The organism is Burkholderia sp. MSMB1826 (genome assembly GCF_001526325.1).
In the GTDB taxonomy this organism is placed as follows: domain Bacteria; phylum Pseudomonadota; class Gammaproteobacteria; order Burkholderiales; family Burkholderiaceae; genus Burkholderia.
The window spans coordinates 21,824-37,456 of sequence record NZ_LOYN01000055.1; the positions used below are offsets into that span (position 1 = coordinate 21,824).

General features: G+C 59.9%; 29 protein-coding genes. All 29 read left to right on the forward strand.

The window, feature by feature from the left end:
- Positions 1-39: 39 nt before the first annotated feature.
- The 29 genes from tuf to WS95_RS29320 all read left to right on the forward strand — a co-directional run bounded on the left by tuf (position 40) and on the right by WS95_RS29320 (position 15,612).
- Positions 40-1,230, forward strand: coding sequence for an elongation factor Tu (gene tuf / locus WS95_RS29180; RefSeq protein WP_034209732.1), 1,191 nt, complete (start codon positions 40-42; stop codon positions 1,228-1,230).
- A 284-nt stretch (positions 1,231-1,514) separates the two neighbouring features.
- On the forward strand, positions 1,515-1,826 hold the full coding sequence (gene rpsJ / locus WS95_RS29185) for a 30S ribosomal protein S10 (protein WP_004199280.1): 312 nt from the start codon (positions 1,515-1,517) through the stop codon (positions 1,824-1,826).
- A gap of 178 nt (positions 1,827-2,004) precedes the next feature.
- On the forward strand, positions 2,005-2,655 hold the full coding sequence (rplC, locus tag WS95_RS29190) for a 50S ribosomal protein L3 (protein ID WP_006482922.1): 651 nt from the start codon (positions 2,005-2,007) through the stop codon (positions 2,653-2,655).
- Positions 2,655-3,275 carry a 50S ribosomal protein L4 gene (gene rplD, locus WS95_RS29195; RefSeq protein WP_006477192.1) on the forward strand — a complete coding sequence of 207 codons (621 nt, stop codon included), beginning with the start codon at positions 2,655-2,657 and terminating at the stop codon, positions 3,273-3,275. The genes rplC and rplD overlap by 1 nt, the downstream gene beginning before the upstream one ends.
- Positions 3,272-3,586 carry a 50S ribosomal protein L23 gene (gene rplW, locus WS95_RS29200; RefSeq protein WP_004199275.1) on the forward strand — a complete coding sequence of 105 codons (315 nt, stop codon included), beginning with the start codon at positions 3,272-3,274 and terminating at the stop codon, positions 3,584-3,586. Before rplD ends, rplW begins: the two co-directional genes overlap by 4 nt.
- A 2-nt stretch (positions 3,587-3,588) precedes the next feature.
- Entirely contained in the window at positions 3,589-4,416 is an 828-nt protein-coding gene (rplB, locus tag WS95_RS29205) for a 50S ribosomal protein L2 (RefSeq protein WP_034209733.1), read from the forward strand.
- Between the two features lie 10 nt (positions 4,417-4,426).
- Positions 4,427-4,702, forward strand: a complete 276-nt coding sequence (gene rpsS / locus WS95_RS29210; RefSeq protein ID WP_004199273.1) for a 30S ribosomal protein S19 — start codon at positions 4,427-4,429, stop codon at positions 4,700-4,702.
- A 12-nt stretch (positions 4,703-4,714) separates the two neighbouring features.
- Complete coding sequence (gene rplV, locus WS95_RS29215) at positions 4,715-5,044, forward strand: 50S ribosomal protein L22 (RefSeq protein ID WP_004199272.1); 330 nt, start codon at positions 4,715-4,717, stop codon at positions 5,042-5,044.
- A gap of 11 nt (positions 5,045-5,055) precedes the next feature.
- Complete coding sequence (rpsC, locus tag WS95_RS29220; RefSeq protein ID WP_006482899.1) at positions 5,056-5,856, forward strand: 30S ribosomal protein S3; 801 nt, start codon at positions 5,056-5,058, stop codon at positions 5,854-5,856.
- Between the two features lie 2 nt (positions 5,857-5,858).
- Positions 5,859-6,275 (forward strand): 50S ribosomal protein L16, encoded by a 417-nt coding sequence (gene rplP, locus WS95_RS29225; protein ID WP_006765417.1) that lies wholly within the window; start codon positions 5,859-5,861, stop codon positions 6,273-6,275.
- Positions 6,276-6,284: 9 nt separating this feature from the next.
- Entirely contained in the window at positions 6,285-6,479 is a 195-nt protein-coding gene (rpmC, locus tag WS95_RS29230) for a 50S ribosomal protein L29 (protein ID WP_006400652.1), read from the forward strand.
- Positions 6,476-6,748, forward strand: a complete 273-nt coding sequence (rpsQ, locus tag WS95_RS29235; protein WP_006477189.1) for a 30S ribosomal protein S17 — start codon at positions 6,476-6,478, stop codon at positions 6,746-6,748. Before rpmC ends, rpsQ begins: the two co-directional genes overlap by 4 nt.
- A 309-nt stretch (positions 6,749-7,057) precedes the next feature.
- The gene (gene rplN / locus WS95_RS29240; protein ID WP_006482918.1) at positions 7,058-7,426 is read left to right on the forward strand and encodes a 50S ribosomal protein L14; all 369 of its coding nucleotides are present in this window, start codon (positions 7,058-7,060) and stop codon (positions 7,424-7,426) included.
- A 9-nt stretch (positions 7,427-7,435) separates the two neighbouring features.
- Positions 7,436-7,744: a 50S ribosomal protein L24 gene (gene rplX, locus WS95_RS29245; protein WP_006477187.1), complete on the forward strand. Its 309-nt coding sequence runs from the start codon at positions 7,436-7,438 to the stop codon at positions 7,742-7,744.
- 16 nt (positions 7,745-7,760) lie between these two features.
- Entirely contained in the window at positions 7,761-8,300 is a 540-nt protein-coding gene (gene rplE / locus WS95_RS29250; protein ID WP_006482882.1) for a 50S ribosomal protein L5, read from the forward strand.
- A gap of 7 nt (positions 8,301-8,307) precedes the next feature.
- Positions 8,308-8,613 (forward strand): 30S ribosomal protein S14, encoded by a 306-nt coding sequence (gene rpsN / locus WS95_RS29255; protein ID WP_006482884.1) that lies wholly within the window; start codon positions 8,308-8,310, stop codon positions 8,611-8,613.
- Between the two features lie 14 nt (positions 8,614-8,627).
- Positions 8,628-9,023 (forward strand): 30S ribosomal protein S8, encoded by a 396-nt coding sequence (gene rpsH / locus WS95_RS29260; protein ID WP_006477185.1) that lies wholly within the window; start codon positions 8,628-8,630, stop codon positions 9,021-9,023.
- Positions 9,024-9,041: 18 nt separating this feature from the next.
- Entirely contained in the window at positions 9,042-9,572 is a 531-nt protein-coding gene (gene rplF, locus WS95_RS29265) for a 50S ribosomal protein L6 (RefSeq protein WP_006477184.1), read from the forward strand.
- 12 nt (positions 9,573-9,584) lie between these two features.
- Complete coding sequence (rplR, locus tag WS95_RS29270) at positions 9,585-9,950, forward strand: 50S ribosomal protein L18 (protein ID WP_006477183.1); 366 nt, start codon at positions 9,585-9,587, stop codon at positions 9,948-9,950.
- 14 nt (positions 9,951-9,964) lie between these two features.
- Positions 9,965-10,483, forward strand: coding sequence for a 30S ribosomal protein S5 (rpsE, locus tag WS95_RS29275; protein ID WP_006752931.1), 519 nt, complete (start codon positions 9,965-9,967; stop codon positions 10,481-10,483).
- A gap of 15 nt (positions 10,484-10,498) precedes the next feature.
- A complete protein-coding gene (rpmD, locus tag WS95_RS29280; RefSeq protein ID WP_006400644.1) occupies positions 10,499-10,681 on the forward strand; it encodes a 50S ribosomal protein L30 in 183 nt (60 codons plus the stop codon).
- Positions 10,682-10,707: 26 nt separating this feature from the next.
- The gene (gene rplO / locus WS95_RS29285; protein WP_006482880.1) at positions 10,708-11,142 is read left to right on the forward strand and encodes a 50S ribosomal protein L15; all 435 of its coding nucleotides are present in this window, start codon (positions 10,708-10,710) and stop codon (positions 11,140-11,142) included.
- Positions 11,143-11,184: 42 nt separating this feature from the next.
- On the forward strand, positions 11,185-12,534 hold the full coding sequence (secY, locus tag WS95_RS29290; protein ID WP_006482915.1) for a preprotein translocase subunit SecY: 1,350 nt from the start codon (positions 11,185-11,187) through the stop codon (positions 12,532-12,534).
- 8 nt (positions 12,535-12,542) lie between these two features.
- On the forward strand, positions 12,543-12,761 hold the full coding sequence (infA, locus tag WS95_RS29295) for a translation initiation factor IF-1 (RefSeq protein ID WP_004521905.1): 219 nt from the start codon (positions 12,543-12,545) through the stop codon (positions 12,759-12,761).
- A gap of 20 nt (positions 12,762-12,781) precedes the next feature.
- Positions 12,782-12,898 carry a 50S ribosomal protein L36 gene (gene rpmJ / locus WS95_RS29300; RefSeq protein WP_004199844.1) on the forward strand — a complete coding sequence of 39 codons (117 nt, stop codon included), beginning with the start codon at positions 12,782-12,784 and terminating at the stop codon, positions 12,896-12,898.
- Between the two features lie 38 nt (positions 12,899-12,936).
- The gene (gene rpsM, locus WS95_RS29305) at positions 12,937-13,302 is read left to right on the forward strand and encodes a 30S ribosomal protein S13 (protein WP_006400641.1); all 366 of its coding nucleotides are present in this window, start codon (positions 12,937-12,939) and stop codon (positions 13,300-13,302) included.
- A gap of 28 nt (positions 13,303-13,330) precedes the next feature.
- A complete protein-coding gene (gene rpsK, locus WS95_RS29310) occupies positions 13,331-13,732 on the forward strand; it encodes a 30S ribosomal protein S11 (RefSeq protein ID WP_004197937.1) in 402 nt (133 codons plus the stop codon).
- A gap of 154 nt (positions 13,733-13,886) precedes the next feature.
- Positions 13,887-14,510 carry a 30S ribosomal protein S4 gene (gene rpsD, locus WS95_RS29315; protein WP_006477177.1) on the forward strand — a complete coding sequence of 208 codons (624 nt, stop codon included), beginning with the start codon at positions 13,887-13,889 and terminating at the stop codon, positions 14,508-14,510.
- A gap of 124 nt (positions 14,511-14,634) precedes the next feature.
- Positions 14,635-15,612, forward strand: a complete 978-nt coding sequence (locus WS95_RS29320; RefSeq protein WP_006477176.1) for a DNA-directed RNA polymerase subunit alpha — start codon at positions 14,635-14,637, stop codon at positions 15,610-15,612.
- The last annotated feature ends 21 nt before the right edge of the window (positions 15,613-15,633 follow it).

A 15,633-nucleotide genomic window follows, 5' to 3' on the forward strand; every position in this document is an offset into this window, starting at 1 on the left:
TTTAGCTACCAATCGATTATTTTTTGAAAGAAGAGAATCATGGCAAAAGAAAAGTTTGAGCGGACCAAGCCGCACGTGAACGTTGGTACGATTGGTCACGTCGACCACGGCAAGACGACGCTGACGGCAGCGATCACGACGGTTCTGACGAAGAAGTTCGGCGGCGAAGCGAAGGCGTACGACCAGATCGACGCGGCACCGGAAGAAAAGGCGCGCGGCATCACGATCAACACGGCGCACGTCGAGTACGAAACGGCTAACCGCCACTACGCCCACGTCGACTGCCCGGGCCACGCTGACTATGTGAAGAACATGATCACGGGCGCAGCGCAGATGGACGGCGCGATCCTGGTTTGCTCGGCAGCAGACGGCCCGATGCCGCAAACGCGCGAGCACATCCTGCTGGCACGTCAGGTTGGCGTTCCGTACATCATCGTGTTCCTGAACAAGTGCGACATGGTGGACGACGCGGAACTGCTCGAGCTGGTCGAGATGGAAGTTCGCGAACTGCTGTCGAAGTACGACTTCCCGGGCGACGACACGCCGATCGTGAAGGGTTCGGCAAAGCTGGCGCTGGAAGGCGACACGGGCGAGCTGGGCGAAGTGGCGATCATGAACCTGGCAGACGCACTGGACACGTACATCCCGACGCCGGAGCGTGCGGTTGACGGCGCGTTCCTGATGCCGGTGGAAGACGTGTTCTCGATCTCGGGCCGCGGTACGGTGGTGACGGGTCGTGTCGAGCGCGGCATCATCAAGGTCGGCGAGGAAATCGAAATCGTCGGTATCAAGCCGACGGTGAAGACGACCTGCACGGGCGTTGAAATGTTCCGCAAGCTGCTGGACCAAGGTCAGGCAGGCGACAACGTCGGTATCCTGCTGCGCGGCACGAAGCGTGAAGACGTGGAGCGTGGCCAGGTTCTGGCGAAGCCGGGTTCGATCACGCCGCACACGCACTTCACGGCTGAAGTGTACGTGCTGAGCAAGGACGAAGGCGGCCGTCACACGCCGTTCTTCAACAACTACCGTCCGCAGTTCTACTTCCGTACGACGGACGTGACGGGCTCGATCGAGCTGCCGAAGGACAAGGAAATGGTGATGCCGGGCGACAACGTGTCGATCACGGTGAAGCTGATCGCTCCGATCGCGATGGAAGAAGGTCTGCGCTTCGCAATCCGCGAAGGCGGCCGTACGGTCGGCGCCGGCGTCGTCGCCAAGATCATCGAGTAATATCGACGATCCGCGGATCCCGGCGGGGTCCGCGATTCCACGGTAAGCAACTGCGTACCGTAGAAACCGGGTGTCCAGTTCGATCTGGCACCCGGTTTTTCTTTGTGGCGTGCGAGCCGCTCTATTGACAAACGCCCACCGCCGCGAATTTTCGTGTAGAATCGCGGGCTTAGCAGTGGAAGTACCGCCCGGAACCTGATGCTTCGCTCCCCGCTGGCGTCATGTTTCACGTTCTTTTAGTGTCCGGCGATGCAACATCGCCTCGCTCTTTTCAAGGAATCGTCATGCAGCAACAGAAAATCCGCATTCGCCTGAAGGCATTCGACTATCGTCTGATCGATCAATCGGCTGCCGAAATCGTCGATACCGCGAAGCGGACTGGCGCAATCGTCCGTGGCCCGGTGCCGCTGCCGACGCGCATTCAGCGTTTTGACATCCTGCGCTCGCCGCACGTCAACAAGACGTCGCGCGATCAGCTCGAAATCCGCACCCACCAGCGCCTGATGGACATCGTCGACCCGACGGACAAGACCGTTGACGCGCTGATGAAGCTCGACCTGCCGGCTGGCGTCGACGTGGAAATCAAGCTGCAGTAAGGCTTCCAGCGCCGGCCGGCGTGCCGGATGGTGCTAAGTCTTTGTATTGCTTGCGGAAATCGAGAAGTCGGGCTATACTGCTTGGCTTTTCGCGTATTCGCGTAAAAAAGTTGGGCCTTGCGTGCCCGGCATTTTGTAAATCAGCCCCGACCAATCGCAGTCGGGAATGGAGAAAATGATGAGCCTTGGACTCGTAGGTCGCAAGGTTGGCATGACCCGTATCTTCACGGCTGAAGGGGATTCGATTCCCGTCACCGTGCTGGACGTGTCGGACAACCGCGTGACGCAGATCAAGACTGTTGAAACCGACGGCTACACGGCCGTGCAGGTTGCATTCGGCTCCCGCCGCGCATCGCGCGTGACGAAGCCGCTGGCAGGTCATCTCGCCAAAGCCGGTGTCGAAGCCGGTGAAATCCTCAAGGAATTCCGCATTGACGCGGCCAAGGCAGCCGAGCTGTCGAATGGCGCCGTGGTCGGTGCAGATCTTTTCGAAGTGGGCCAGAAGGTCGACGTGCAAGGCGTGTCGATCGGTAAGGGCTACGCCGGTACGATCAAGCGTTACAACTTCTCCTCCGGCCGTGCCACGCACGGTAACTCGCGCTCGCACAACGTGCCGGGCTCGATCGGTATGGCGCAGGATCCGGGTCGTGTTTTCCCGGGTAAGCGCATGACGGGTCACATGGGTGACGTGACGGTGACGGTGCAGAACCTCGAAATCGCCCGTATCGACGCAGAGCGCAAGCTGCTGCTCGTGAAGGGTGCGATTCCGGGCGCGAAGGGCGGCAAGGTCTTCGTGACGCCGGCCGTCAAGACCAAGGGGGCGAAATAATGGAACTCAAGCTCCTGAACGAAAATGGTCAGGAAGGTGCAGTGGTCAACGCATCGGACGTCGTGTTCGGTCGTGACTACAACGAAGCGCTGATCCACCAGGTCGTCGTCGCTTACCAGGCGAATGCTCGCCAGGGTAACCGCGCACAGAAGGACCGCGAGCAAGTCAAGCACACGACCAAGAAGCCGTGGCGCCAGAAGGGTACGGGCCGCGCTCGTGCCGGTATGTCGTCGAGCCCGTTGTGGCGTGGCGGTGGTCGTATCTTCCCGAATTCGCCGGAAGAAAACTTCTCGCACAAGGTCAACAAGAAGATGCATCGCGCAGGCCTCTGCTCGATCTTCTCGCAGCTGGCCCGCGAAGGCCGTCTGTCGGTCGTCGAGGACATCATCCTCGAAGCGCCGAAGACCAAGCTGCTGGCCGACAAATTCAAGACCATGGGTCTCGACTCCGTGCTGATCATCACCGACACGGTTGACGAAAACCTGTACCTGGCATCGCGCAACCTGCCGCACGTGGCAATTGTCGAGCCGCGCTACGCTGACCCGCTGTCGCTGATCTACTTCAAGAAAGTGCTGGTCACGAAGGCTGCGGTCGCCCAGATCGAGGAGTTGCTGTCATGAGCGAGATTCGCAAGAACGATCATCGTTTGATGCAGGTCCTGCTCGCACCGGTGATTTCCGAAAAGGCGACGCTGGTTGCCGACAAGAACGAGCAAGTCGTGTTCGAAGTCGCACCGGATGCCACGAAGCAGGAAGTGAAGGCGGCTGTCGAGCTGCTGTTCAAGGTTGAAGTTGATTCGGTCAACGTGCTGGTTCAGAAGGGCAAGCAAAAGCGCTTCGGCCGTTCGATGGGCCGCCGCAAGGACGTGAAGAAGGCGTACGTCTGCCTGAAGCCCGGCCAGGAAATCAACTTTGAAGCGGAGGCCAAGTAATCATGGCAATCGTGAAAGTTAAACCGACTTCGCCGGGTCGCCGCGCGATGGTCAAGGTGGTCAACAAGAATCTGCACCAGGGCAAGCCGTACGCGGCACTGCTCGACTCGCAGAGCTCGACCGCCGGCCGTAACAACAACGGCCGTATCACCACGCGTCACAAGGGTGGTGGTCACAAGCAGCACTATCGTATCGTCGATTTCCGTCGCACGAAGGATGGCATCCCGGCAAAGGTCGAGCGTCTCGAGTACGACCCGAACCGCAGCGCGAACATCGCGCTGGTGCTCTACGCAGACGGCGAGCGTCGCTACATCATCGCCCCGAAGGGCCTGACCGTCGGCCAACAGCTGATGTCGGGTTCGGAAGCGCCGATCCGTGCAGGCAACACGCTGCCGATCCGCAACATTCCGGTCGGTACGACGATCCACTGCATCGAGATGCTGCCGGGCAAGGGCGCGCAAATGGCGCGTTCGGCTGGCACGTCGGCCATGCTGCTGGCGCGTGAAGGCGTCTACGCGCAGGTTCGCCTGCGTTCGGGCGAAATCCGCCGCGTGCACATCGAGTGCCGTGCAACGATCGGTGAAGTCGGCAACGAAGAGCATAGCCTGCGCCAGATCGGCAAGGCTGGCGCGAACCGCTGGCGCGGTATCCGCCCGACGGTGCGTGGCGTTGCGATGAACCCGGTCGATCACCCGCACGGTGGTGGTGAGGGCAAGACGGCTGCAGGTCGCGACCCGGTGAGCCCGTGGGGTACGCCGGCTAAGGGTTACCGCACCCGCAGCAACAAGCGCACGACGACGATGATCGTCCAGCGCCGTCACAAGCGTTAAGGAGTAGGCAATGGCACGTTCTGTAAAAAAAGGTCCGTTCTGCGACGCCCATTTGCTGAAGAAAGTTGAGGCGGCTGCAGCTTCGCGCGACAAAAAGCCGATCAAGACCTGGTCGCGTCGCTCGACGATTCTGCCGGATTTCATCGGCCTGACGATCGCCGTTCACAACGGCCGTCAACACGTTCCGGTGTACATCTCGGAAAACATGGTCGGCCACAAGCTTGGCGAGTTCGCACTGACCCGTACGTTCAAGGGTCACGCAGCCGACAAGAAGGCCAAGAAATAAGGGGCAATCAAGATGGAAGTGAAAGCAATTCATCGCGGTGCCCGCATCTCGGCGCAGAAAACGCGCCTTGTGGCTGACCAGATCCGCGGTTTGCCGGTCGACAAGGCGCTGAACGTTCTGACGTTCTCGCCGAAGAAGGCGGCTGGCATCGTGAAGAAGGTTGTGCTGTCGGCAATCGCGAATGCGGAGCACAACGAAGGCGCTGATATCGACGAGCTCAAGATCAAGAGCATCTACGTCGACAAGGCTGCATCGCTCAAGCGTTTCACCGCGCGCGCCAAGGGCCGCGGTAACCGCATCGAGAAGCAATCCTGTCACATCACTGTGACGGTCGGGAATTAAGGAGCCATACGATGGGACAGAAAATTCATCCGACTGGCTTCCGCCTGGCTGTCAGCCGCAATTGGGCTTCGCGTTGGTACGCGAACAACAACAATTTCGCGGCGATGCTGCAGGAAGACATCGGTGTTCGTGAATACCTGAAGAAGAAGCTGAAGAACGCTTCGGTCGGTCGGGTGGTCATCGAGCGTCCGGCGAAGAACGCGCGCATCACGATTTACAGCTCGCGTCCGGGCGTGGTCATCGGCAAGAAGGGCGAGGACATCGAACAGCTGAAGACGGAACTGCAACGCCGCATGGGCGTGCCGGTTCACGTCAACATCGAGGAAATCCGCAAGCCGGAAACCGATGCTCAGCTGATCGCTGACTCGATCACGCAACAGCTCGAGCGCCGGATCATGTTCCGTCGCGCGATGAAGCGTGCGATGCAGAACGCGATGCGTCTGGGTGCCCAAGGCATCAAGATCATGAGCGCAGGCCGTCTGAACGGTATCGAAATCGCTCGTACGGAGTGGTATCGCGAAGGTCGCGTGCCGCTTCACACGCTGCGTGCTGATATCGACTACGCGACTTCGGAAGCGAAGACGACTTACGGGATCATCGGCGTCAAGGTGTGGGTCTACAAGGGCGATACGCTCGGCCGCAACGATGCACCGGTGGTGGAAGAAGTAGCCGAAGACAAGCGTCCGCGTCGCAATGCGCGTCCGGGCGACCGTCGTCCGCGCCGTGACGGCGAAGGCGGCGCTCCGGGTGCTCGTCGTGGCGCACCGCGCCGTGGCGCCGGCAAGCCCGAAGACGGCAAGACTGGAGAATAACGATGCTGCAACCGAAACGCAGAAAGTATCGTAAAGAGCAGAAGGGTCGTAACACCGGCAAGGCGACGCGCGGCAACGCCGTGTCGTTCGGTGAATTCGGCCTGAAGGCGATCGGTCGCGGTCGTTTGACCGCACGTCAAATTGAAGCGGCGCGTCGTGCAATGACGCGTCACATCAAGCGTGGCGGCCGCATCTGGATCCGGATCTTCCCGGACAAGCCGATTTCGCAGAAGCCGGCCGAAGTGCGTATGGGTAACGGTAAGGGTAACCCGGAGTACTACGTCGCCGAGATTCAGCCGGGCAAGATGCTCTATGAAATGGACGGCGTATCCGAAGAACTGGCACGCGAAGCGTTCCGTCTGGCTGCAGCCAAGCTGCCGCTCAAGACGGCATTCATCGTGCGCCAGCTCGGCGCCTAAGGAGAAAACATGAAGGCTTCCGAACTTCTCCAGAAAGACCAGGCCGCGCTCAACAAGGAGCTGGCGGACCTGCTGAAGGCGCAATTCGGCCTGCGCATGCAACTCGCGACCCAGCAGCTCACGAACACGAGCCAGCTGAAGAAGGTTCGTCGCGACATCGCACGTGTGCGGACCGTCATGACTCAGAAGGCGAACCAGAAATGAACGATAGCGTGAAAACCTCGCTGAAGCGGACGCTGGTCGGTCGGGTCGTCAGCAACAAGATGGACAAGACCGTCACCGTGCTGATCGAGCACCGCGTCAAGCATCCGATCTACGGCAAGTATGTCGTGCGTTCGAAGAAGTACCACGCGCACGATGAAGCGAACACCTACAACGAAGGCGATCTCGTCGAAATCCAGGAAACGCGTCCTGTTTCGAAGACGAAGGCCTGGACGGTGTCGCGCCTCGTCGAAGCCGCTCGCGTCATCTAAGCGGGCAGCGCAGTAGGCAGTAACGGGCACTTCTCCACGAAGTGCTTGAAATCGCAAAGTTTTTGCTTGCGTGACCGGGATTATTTGTTATAATCCCGGTCTTCCCTCTTTATGGGAGCCCCGTCGCGGGCGAAGTTGGTGGGGGAAGCGGACTGGCGCCTGCCTGTCCGAAAGATTCACCGAATTGCGATGGCGGGTTTCGTTTGCCGTCGCTGCTGTTCCAACCCAAGCAGCCGATTGGCTGACGGGACCAAGACTGACCGAATGCATCATGGTGGTGCATCCGGATTAAGTTGGGAAAGACAAACCATGATCCAGACCGAATCTCGGCTCGAAGTAGCCGACAACACGGGTGCACGTGAAGTCCTGTGCATCAAGGTGCTCGGCGGCTCGAAGCGTCGTTATGCCGGCATTGGCGACATCATCAAGGTGAGCGTCAAAGAGGCAACGCCGCGCGGGCGCGTGAAGAAAGGCGAAATTTACAACGCCGTGGTGGTCCGCACCGCCAAGGGCGTGCGCCGTCAAGACGGCTCGCTGATCAAGTTCGACGGCAACGCCGCTGTGCTTTTGAATAACAAGCTCGAGCCGATCGGCACCCGTATCTTCGGGCCGGTGACGCGTGAGCTGCGTAGCGAACGATTCATGAAGATCGTTTCGCTGGCGCCGGAAGTGCTGTAAGGAGTCGCGATGAACAAGATTCGCAAAGGTGACGAAGTCATCGTCGTCACTGGCAAGGACAAGGGCAAGCGCGGCGTCGTGCTGGCTGTCGGTGCTGAACATGTGACGGTTGAAGGTATCAACCTCGTCAAGAAGCATGTGAAGCCGAACCCGATGAAGGGTACGACGGGCGGCGTGGAAGCGAAGACGATGCCCCTGCATATTTCGAACGTCGCACTGGTCGACGCGAATGGCAAGGCGTCGCGTGTTGGCATCAAGGTCGAGGAAGGCAAGAAGGTTCGCTTCCTGAAGACGACCGGTGCCGTACTGAGCGCCTGACGCAGCGGAGTAAAAAATGGCTCGTTTTCAAGAGTTTTACAAAGAAAAGGTTGTGCCCGGCCTGATCGAGAAGTTCGGTTACAAGTCGGTCATGGAAGTGCCGCGCATTACCAAGATCACGCTGAACATGGGTCTTGGCGAAGCGATCGCTGACAAGAAGATCATCGAGAACGCCGTTGGCGACCTCACGAAGATCGCCGGCCAGAAGCCGGTCGTCACGAAGGCCCGCAAGGCAATCGCAGGCTTCAAGATCCGCCAGGGTTACCCGATCGGCGCGATGGTGACGCTGCGTGGCCGCGCGATGTACGAATTCCTCGACCGTTTCGTGACGGTTGCCCTGCCCCGCGTGCGTGACTTCCGCGGTGTGTCGGGTCGTGCTTTCGATGGCCGTGGCAACTACAACATCGGTGTGAAAGAGCAGATCATTTTCCCCGAAATCGATTACGACAAGATCGACGCACTGCGTGGGCTGAACATCAGCATCACGACGACTGCGAAGACCGACGACGAAGCAAAGGCTCTGCTCGCCAGCTTCAAGTTCCCGTTCAGAAACTGAGGTTACCGTGGCTAAACTGGCACTGATCGAACGTGAAAAGAAGCGCGCCCGCCTGGTCGCGAAGTTCGCAGCAAAGCGCGAAGCGCTGAAGGCGATCGTCGAAGACCAAAGCAAGTCGGAAGAAGAGCGCTACGAAGCACGCCTGGAGCTGCAGCAACTGCCCCGCAACGCAAACCCGACCCGCCAGCGTAACCGCTGCGCGATCACGGGCCGTCCGCGTGGCACGTTCCGTAAATTCGGCCTCGCGCGTAACAAGATTCGTGAAATCGCGTTCCGTGGCGAGATTCCTGGCCTGACCAAGGCGAGCTGGTAATAGGAGAAACGTAAATGAGCATGAGTGATCCTATCGCCGATATGCTGACTCGCATCCGCAACGCGCAGATGGTCGAGAAGGTATCGGTCGCGATGCCCTCGTCGAAGGTCAAGGTTGCAATCGCGCAAGTCCTGAAGGACGAAGGTTATATCGACGATTTCGCCGTGAAGGCGGAAGGTGCGAAGTCCGAACTGAATATCGCGCTGAAGTACTACGCAGGTCGCCCGGTCATCGAACGCCTCGAGCGCGTGTCGAAGCCTGGTCTGCGCGTGTACCGCGGCCGTAACGACATTCCGCAGGTCATGAACGGCCTCGGTGTGGCAATCGTGTCGACGCCGAAGGGCGTGATGACCGACCGCAAGGCGCGCGCTACCGGCGTCGGCGGCGAAGTCATCTGCTACGTCGCTTAAAGCCGAGGAGAGAGAAACATGTCTCGAGTAGGTAAGAGCCCGATCGCGCTGCAAGGCGCGGAAGTCAAGCTGGCCGACGGTGCGATCACCGTCAAGGGCCCGCTGGGCACCATCACGCAAGCGATCAATCCGCTCGTGAACGTGGCGAACAACGACGGCACGCTGAATCTGTCGCCGGTCGACGAAAGCCGCGAAGCAAATGCACTGTCGGGCACGATGCGCGCGATCATCGCGAATGCCGTGCACGGCGTGACCAAGGGTTTCGAGCGCAAGCTGACGCTGGTTGGCGTCGGTTACCGTGCGCAAGCGCAAGGCGACAAGCTGAACCTGTCGCTGGGTTTCTCGCACCCGGTGGTGCACCAGATGCCGGAAGGCGTCAAGGCTGAAACCCCGACGCAAACCGAAATCGTGATCAAGGGGATCAACAAGCAACAAGTCGGTCAAGTGGCTGCGGAAGTCCGCGGTTACCGTCCGCCGGAGCCCTACAAGGGCAAGGGCGTGCGTTATGCCGACGAGGTTGTGATCCTCAAAGAAACGAAGAAGAAGTAAGGGTGCGCAATCATGGATAAGACTCAATCTCGCCTGCGCCGCGCTCGCCAGACGCGTATCAAGATCGCTGAGCTGCAGGTCGCGCGTCTCGCCGTGCATCGCACGAACACGCACATCTACGCTCAAGTGTTCTCGCCGTGCGGCACCAAGGTGCTCGCCAGCGCGTCGACGCTCGAAGCAGAAGTGCGCGCAGAACTGGCCGACAAGTCGGGCAAGGGCGGCAACGTCAATGCTGCGACGCTGATCGGCAAGCGTATTGCCGAAAAGGCAAAGGCTGCCGGCATCGAATCCGTCGCCTTCGACCGCTCGGGCTTCCGCTACCACGGCCGCGTCAAGGCGCTGGCTGAGGCAGCTCGCGAAGCTGGGCTCAAGTTCTAAGGAAGGAATTCGTCATGGCAAAGATGCAAGCGAAAGTTCAGGCTGACGAGCGCGACGACGGCCTTCGCGAAAAGATGATTTCGGTCAATCGCGTGACCAAGGTCGTGAAGGGTGGCCGTATTCTCGGCTTCGCCGCACTGACCGTGGTCGGCGACGGTGATGGCCGCATCGGTATGGGCAAGGGCAAGGCGAAGGAAGTGCCGGTCGCTGTCCAGAAGGCAATGGAACAAGCTCGCCGCAACATGTTCAAGGTGCCGCTCAAGAACGGCACGCTGCAGCACGAAGTGCACGGCAAGCATGGCGCATCCGCTGTCCTCCTCGCTCCGGCGAAGGCAGGTACGGGCGTGATCGCCGGCGGCCCGATGCGCGCAGTGTTCGACGTGATGGGCGTTCAGAACGTCGTGGCGAAGAGCCACGGTTCGACGAACCCGTACAACCTCGTTCGCGCCACGCTGGACGGTCTGCGCAAGCAGTCGACCCCGGCAGACATCGCGGCGAAGCGCGGCAAGTCCGTCGAAGATATTTTGGGCTAAGCCCGGGTGGTCACCATGTCTGAAAAAACTGTCAAGGTTCAGCTCGTCAAGAGCCTGATCGGGACCCGCGAATCGCACCGCGCAACCGTGCGTGGCCTGGGCCTGCGCCGACTCAACTCGGTTAGCGAGCTGCAGGACACGCCGGCGGTCCGCGGCATGATCAACAAGGTCTCGTACCTCGTTAAGGTCATCGCGTAAGCGGCCCTACGGATCAAGGAGTTGATATGGAATTGAATAACCTGAAGCCGGCCGCTGGCGCCAAGCACGCCAAGCGTCGCGTCGGTCGTGGCATCGGTTCGGGCCTCGGCAAGACGGCTGGCCGTGGTCACAAGGGTCAGAAATCGCGTTCGGGCGGCTTCCACAAAGTCGGTTTCGAAGGCGGTCAGATGCCGCTGCAACGTCGTCTGCCGAAGCGCGGCTTCACGTCGCTGACGAAGGAATTCGTCGGTGAAGTGCGCCTGGGCGACCTCGAGAAGCTGCCGGTCGACGAGATCGATCTGCTCGCACTGAAGCAAGCCGGCCTGGTCGGCGAGCTGACGAAGAGCGCAAAGATCATCGCGACGGGCGAACTGAAGCGCAAGATCGTCGTGAAGGGTCTCGGTGCCACCAAGGGTGCGCGCGCTGCGATCGAAGCGGCTGGCGGTTCGTTCGCCGAGTGACACGCGTAGCGCGTCGTCACTTGCATTCATCGGAGAAGGTACTTGGCTAACAGCCCGAGTCTTGCAAAACCCGGTCGAAGCACGGCGAAATTCGGCGATCTGCGCCGGCGAGCGATGTTCCTGCTCCTGGCGCTGATCGTCTATCGCATCGGCGCGCACATTCCCGTGCCGGGCATCGATCCGGATCAACTGGCTAAGCTGTTCCAGAGCCAGGCGGGCGGCATCCTGGGCATGTTCAACATGTTCTCGGGTGGCGCGCTTTCCCGCTTCACGATCTTTGCGCTGGGGATCATGCCGTACATCTCGGCGTCGATCATCATGCAGTTGCTGGCGATCGTTTCGCCGCAGCTCGAGGCGCTGAAGAAGGAAGGGCAGGCAGGGCAACGGAAGATCACGCAGTACACGCGGTATTTCACCGTGGTGCTCGCGACCTTCCAGGCATTCGGTATCGCGGCTGCGCTGGAAAACCAGCCGGGCCTCGTCACCGATCCCGGCATGCTGTTCCGTCTGACGACGGTCGTGACGCTGGTTACGGGCACGATGTTCCTGATGTGGCTCGGCGAGCAGATTACCGAGCGTGGTCTGGGCAACGGTATCTCGATCATCATCTTCGGCGGGATCGCAGCAGGGTTCCCGAATGCCGTGGGTGGGTTGTTCGAGCTGGTGCGTACGGGTTCGATGAGCATCATTTCGGCGATCATCATCGTCGTTCTGATCGCCGCGGTGACTTACCTGGTCGTGTTCATCGAACGCGGTCAGCGCAAGATCCTCGTGAACTACGCGAAGCGTCAGGTCGGCAACAAGATCTACGGTGGGCAGTCGTCGCATCTGCCGCTGAAGCTGAACATGTCGGGCGTGATTCCGCCGATCTTTGCATCGTCGATCATTCTGTTCCCGGCAACGATTCTCGGCTGGTTCAGTACCGGTCAGCCGACAGGAAGCTGGATTTCCAATACGTTGCATAACGTTGCGGAAGCGCTGAAGCCGGGCCAGCCGGTCTACGTGCTGCTGTACACGCTGGCAATCGTGTTTTTCTGCTTCTTCTACACCGCACTGGTGTTCAACAGCAGGGAGACCGCAGACAACCTGAAGAAGAGCGGCGCGTTTGTTCCGGGCATCCGTCCGGGCGATCAGACCGCACGATATATCGACCGCATCCTCACGCGTCTGACGCTGGCCGGTGCGATCTACATCGTCTTCGTGTGTCTGCTGCCGGAATTCCTGGTGCTGCGCTGGAACGTGCCGTTTTATTTTGGTGGAACGTCGCTGCTGATCATTGTCGTCGTCACGATGGACTTTATGGCGCAGGTGCAGTCGTACGTTATGTCGCAACAGTATGAGTCGCTGCTCAAGAAGGCTAACTTCAAGGGCGGCAACATCCCGATGCGTTGAAAAGGACTATGGCCAAAGACGATGTAATCCAGATGCAGGGTGAGGTCATTGAAAACCTCCCGAATGCGACCTTCCGCGTGAAGCTGGAAAACGGCCATGTCGTGTTGGGGCATATTTCCGGGAAGATGCGGATGCACTACATCCGCATCCTGCCGGGCGACAAGGTGACGGTTGAATTGACGCCTTACGATCTGTCTCGTGCGCGGATCGTGTTCCGGGCGAAGTGATTTGAAAAAAGGGTATTATCATGAAAGTGATGGCATCGGTTAAGCGCATTTGCCGCAATTGCAAGATCATCAAGCGCAAAGGCGTCGTTCGCGTGATCTGCAGCTCGGATCCGCGCCACAAGCAGCGCCAAGGCTGACCGCGCGTTTGTTTGCGCTTTTTGTTTGAGGAAAAACAATGGCTCGTATCGCAGGGGTTAACATCCCGAATCACCAGCATACCGAGATCGGCCTGACGGCTATCTTCGGTATCGGCCGCACCCGTTCGCGCAGCATCTGCGTGGCAGCTGGCGTCGATTTTTCGAAGAAGGTCAAGGATCTGACCGACGCAGACCTGGAAAAGCTGCGTGAAGAAGTAGGCAAGTTTGTCGTCGAAGGCGATCTGCGCCGTGAAGTGACGATGAACATCAAGCGCCTGATGGACCTCGGTTGCTACCGTGGCGTCCGTCATCGCAAGGGCCTGCCGATGCGCGGTCAGCGTACGCGTACGAACGCACGTACCCGCAAGGGTCCGCGTCGTGCAGCGCAAGCGCTGAAGAAGTAAGCGGAACTGACAGTTACAGGAAAACGTAATGGCTAAGGCTTCGAACACCGCGGCGCAACGCGTTCGCAAGAAGGTTAAGAAGAACGTCGCTGAAGGCGTGGTTCACGTTCACGCGTCGTTCAACAACACGATCATCACGATCACCGATCGCCAAGGCAACGCTCTGGCATGGGCGACGTCGGGCGGTCAGGGCTTCAAGGGCTCGCGCAAATCGACGCCGTTCGCTGCTCAGGTCGCAGCCGAGTCGGCTGGCCGCGTCGCGATGGAATACGGCGTGAAGAATCTGGAAGTGCGGATCAAGGGCCCGGGCCCGGGTCGCGAGTCGGCAGTGCGCGCACTGCACGGCCTCGGCATCAAGATCACCGCTATTTCGGACGTCACCCCGATTCCGCACAACGGCTGCCGTCCGCCGAAGCGTCGTCGTATCTAAGGATGTGCTGGCACGTTCGTGCTAGCGCATTGCCTGTCGCCGCTCAGCGTCGACGGGCGTTGCTTTTTTGATTGACTAAGCCCACCGTTCGCCCCAAAGGGAGCGGACTAGCGCGGATTTCGATCCGCGTGACTGATTGATAAAGGAATGCAAAGTGGCACGTTATATCGGCCCCAAAGCCAAGCTTTCCCGCCGTGAAGGCACCGACCTGTTCCTGAAGAGCGCACGCCGCTCGCTCGCCGACAAGTGCAAGCTCGACAGCAAGCCGGGTCAGCACGGCCGTACCTCGGGCGCACGTACGTCCGACTACGGTACGCAGCTGCGCGAGAAGCAGAAGGTCAAGCGTATCTACGGCGTGCTGGAACGTCAGTTCCGTCGCTACTTCGCTGAAGCCGATCGCCGCAAGGGCAACACGGGTGAAAACCTGCTGCAACTGCTCGAGTCGCGCCTCGACAACGTCGTGTATCGCATGGGCTTCGGCTCGACCCGCGCCGAAGCGCGTCAGCTGGTGAGCCACAAGTCGATCACCGTGAACGGCGTCGTCGCAAACGTGCCGTCGCAGCAAGTGAAGGCGGGTGACGTCGTCGCGATCCGCGAAAAGGCGAAGAAGCAGGCGCGTATCGTCGAAGCGCTGTCGCTGGCCGAGCAAGGCGGCATGCCGAGCTGGGTTGCAGTCGATGCGAAGAAGTTCGAAGGCACGTTCAAGCAAATGCCGGAACGCGCTGAAATCGCAGGCGACATCAACGAAAGCCTGATCGTCGAATTGTATTCGCGTTAATCCGATTGACGGCCGAGGTACCCCGATTGCGTTGCGCAAGGACGGGCCTCGGCTGTTTATTTTCTGGTTGTTACCGGTCAGCCTTATCGGTGTAACGAGCCGAGGGTATTGAAAAGGAAAGCCCATGCAAACCAGTTTGCTGAAACCCAAGATCATCGCCGTGGAATCGCTGGGCGAGAACCACGCGAGGGTGGTCATGGAACCGTTCGAACGCGGTTACGGCCACACCTTGGGCAATGCGCTTCGCCGCGTGCTGCTGTCGTCGATGGTGGGCTACGCGCCGACCGAAGTCACGATCGCAGGCGTGGTGCACGAGTACTCGACGCTGGATGGCGTGCAGGAAGACGTCGTCAACCTGCTGCTGAACCTGAAGGGCGTGGTGTTCAAGCTGCATAACCGCGACGAAGTGACGGTTACGCTGCGCAAGGAAGGTGAAGGCGTCGTGACGGCCGGCGATATCGAGCTGGCTCACGATTGCGAAGTCATCAACCCGAATCACGTGATTGCGCACCTGTCGAAGGGCGGCAAGCTCGACGTTCAGATCAAGATCGAAAAGGGTCGCGGCTACGTGCCCGGCAACGTCCGTCGCTACGGCGAAGACACGGCCAAGATCATCGGCCGCATCGTCCTCGACGCATCGTTCTCGCCGGTTCGCCGCGTGAGCTACGCTGTCGAAAGCGCGCGTGTCGAGCAGCGTACCGACCTCGACAAGCTCGTGATGAACATCGAGACGAGCGGCGTGATCACGCCGGAAGAAGCGATCCGCCAGTCGGCCCGCATCCTGGTCGACCAGTTGTCCGTGTTCGCGGCGCTGGAAGGCACGGAAACGGCAGCCGAAGCGCCGTCGCGTGCACCGCAGATCGATCCGATCCTGCTGCGTCCGGTGGACGATCTCGAGCTGACGGTTCGTTCGGCGAACTGCCTGAAGGCCGAGAACATCTACTACATCGGCGACCTGATCCAGCGCACGGAAAACGAGCTGCTGAAGACGCCGAACCTCGGTCGCAAGTCGCTCAACGAGATCAAGGAAGTGCTCGCTTCGCGCGGTCTCACGCTGGGCATGAAGCTCGAGAACTGGCCGCCGGCTGGTCTCGACAAGTAAGCCCGGTCGTAGCCTGGCTAT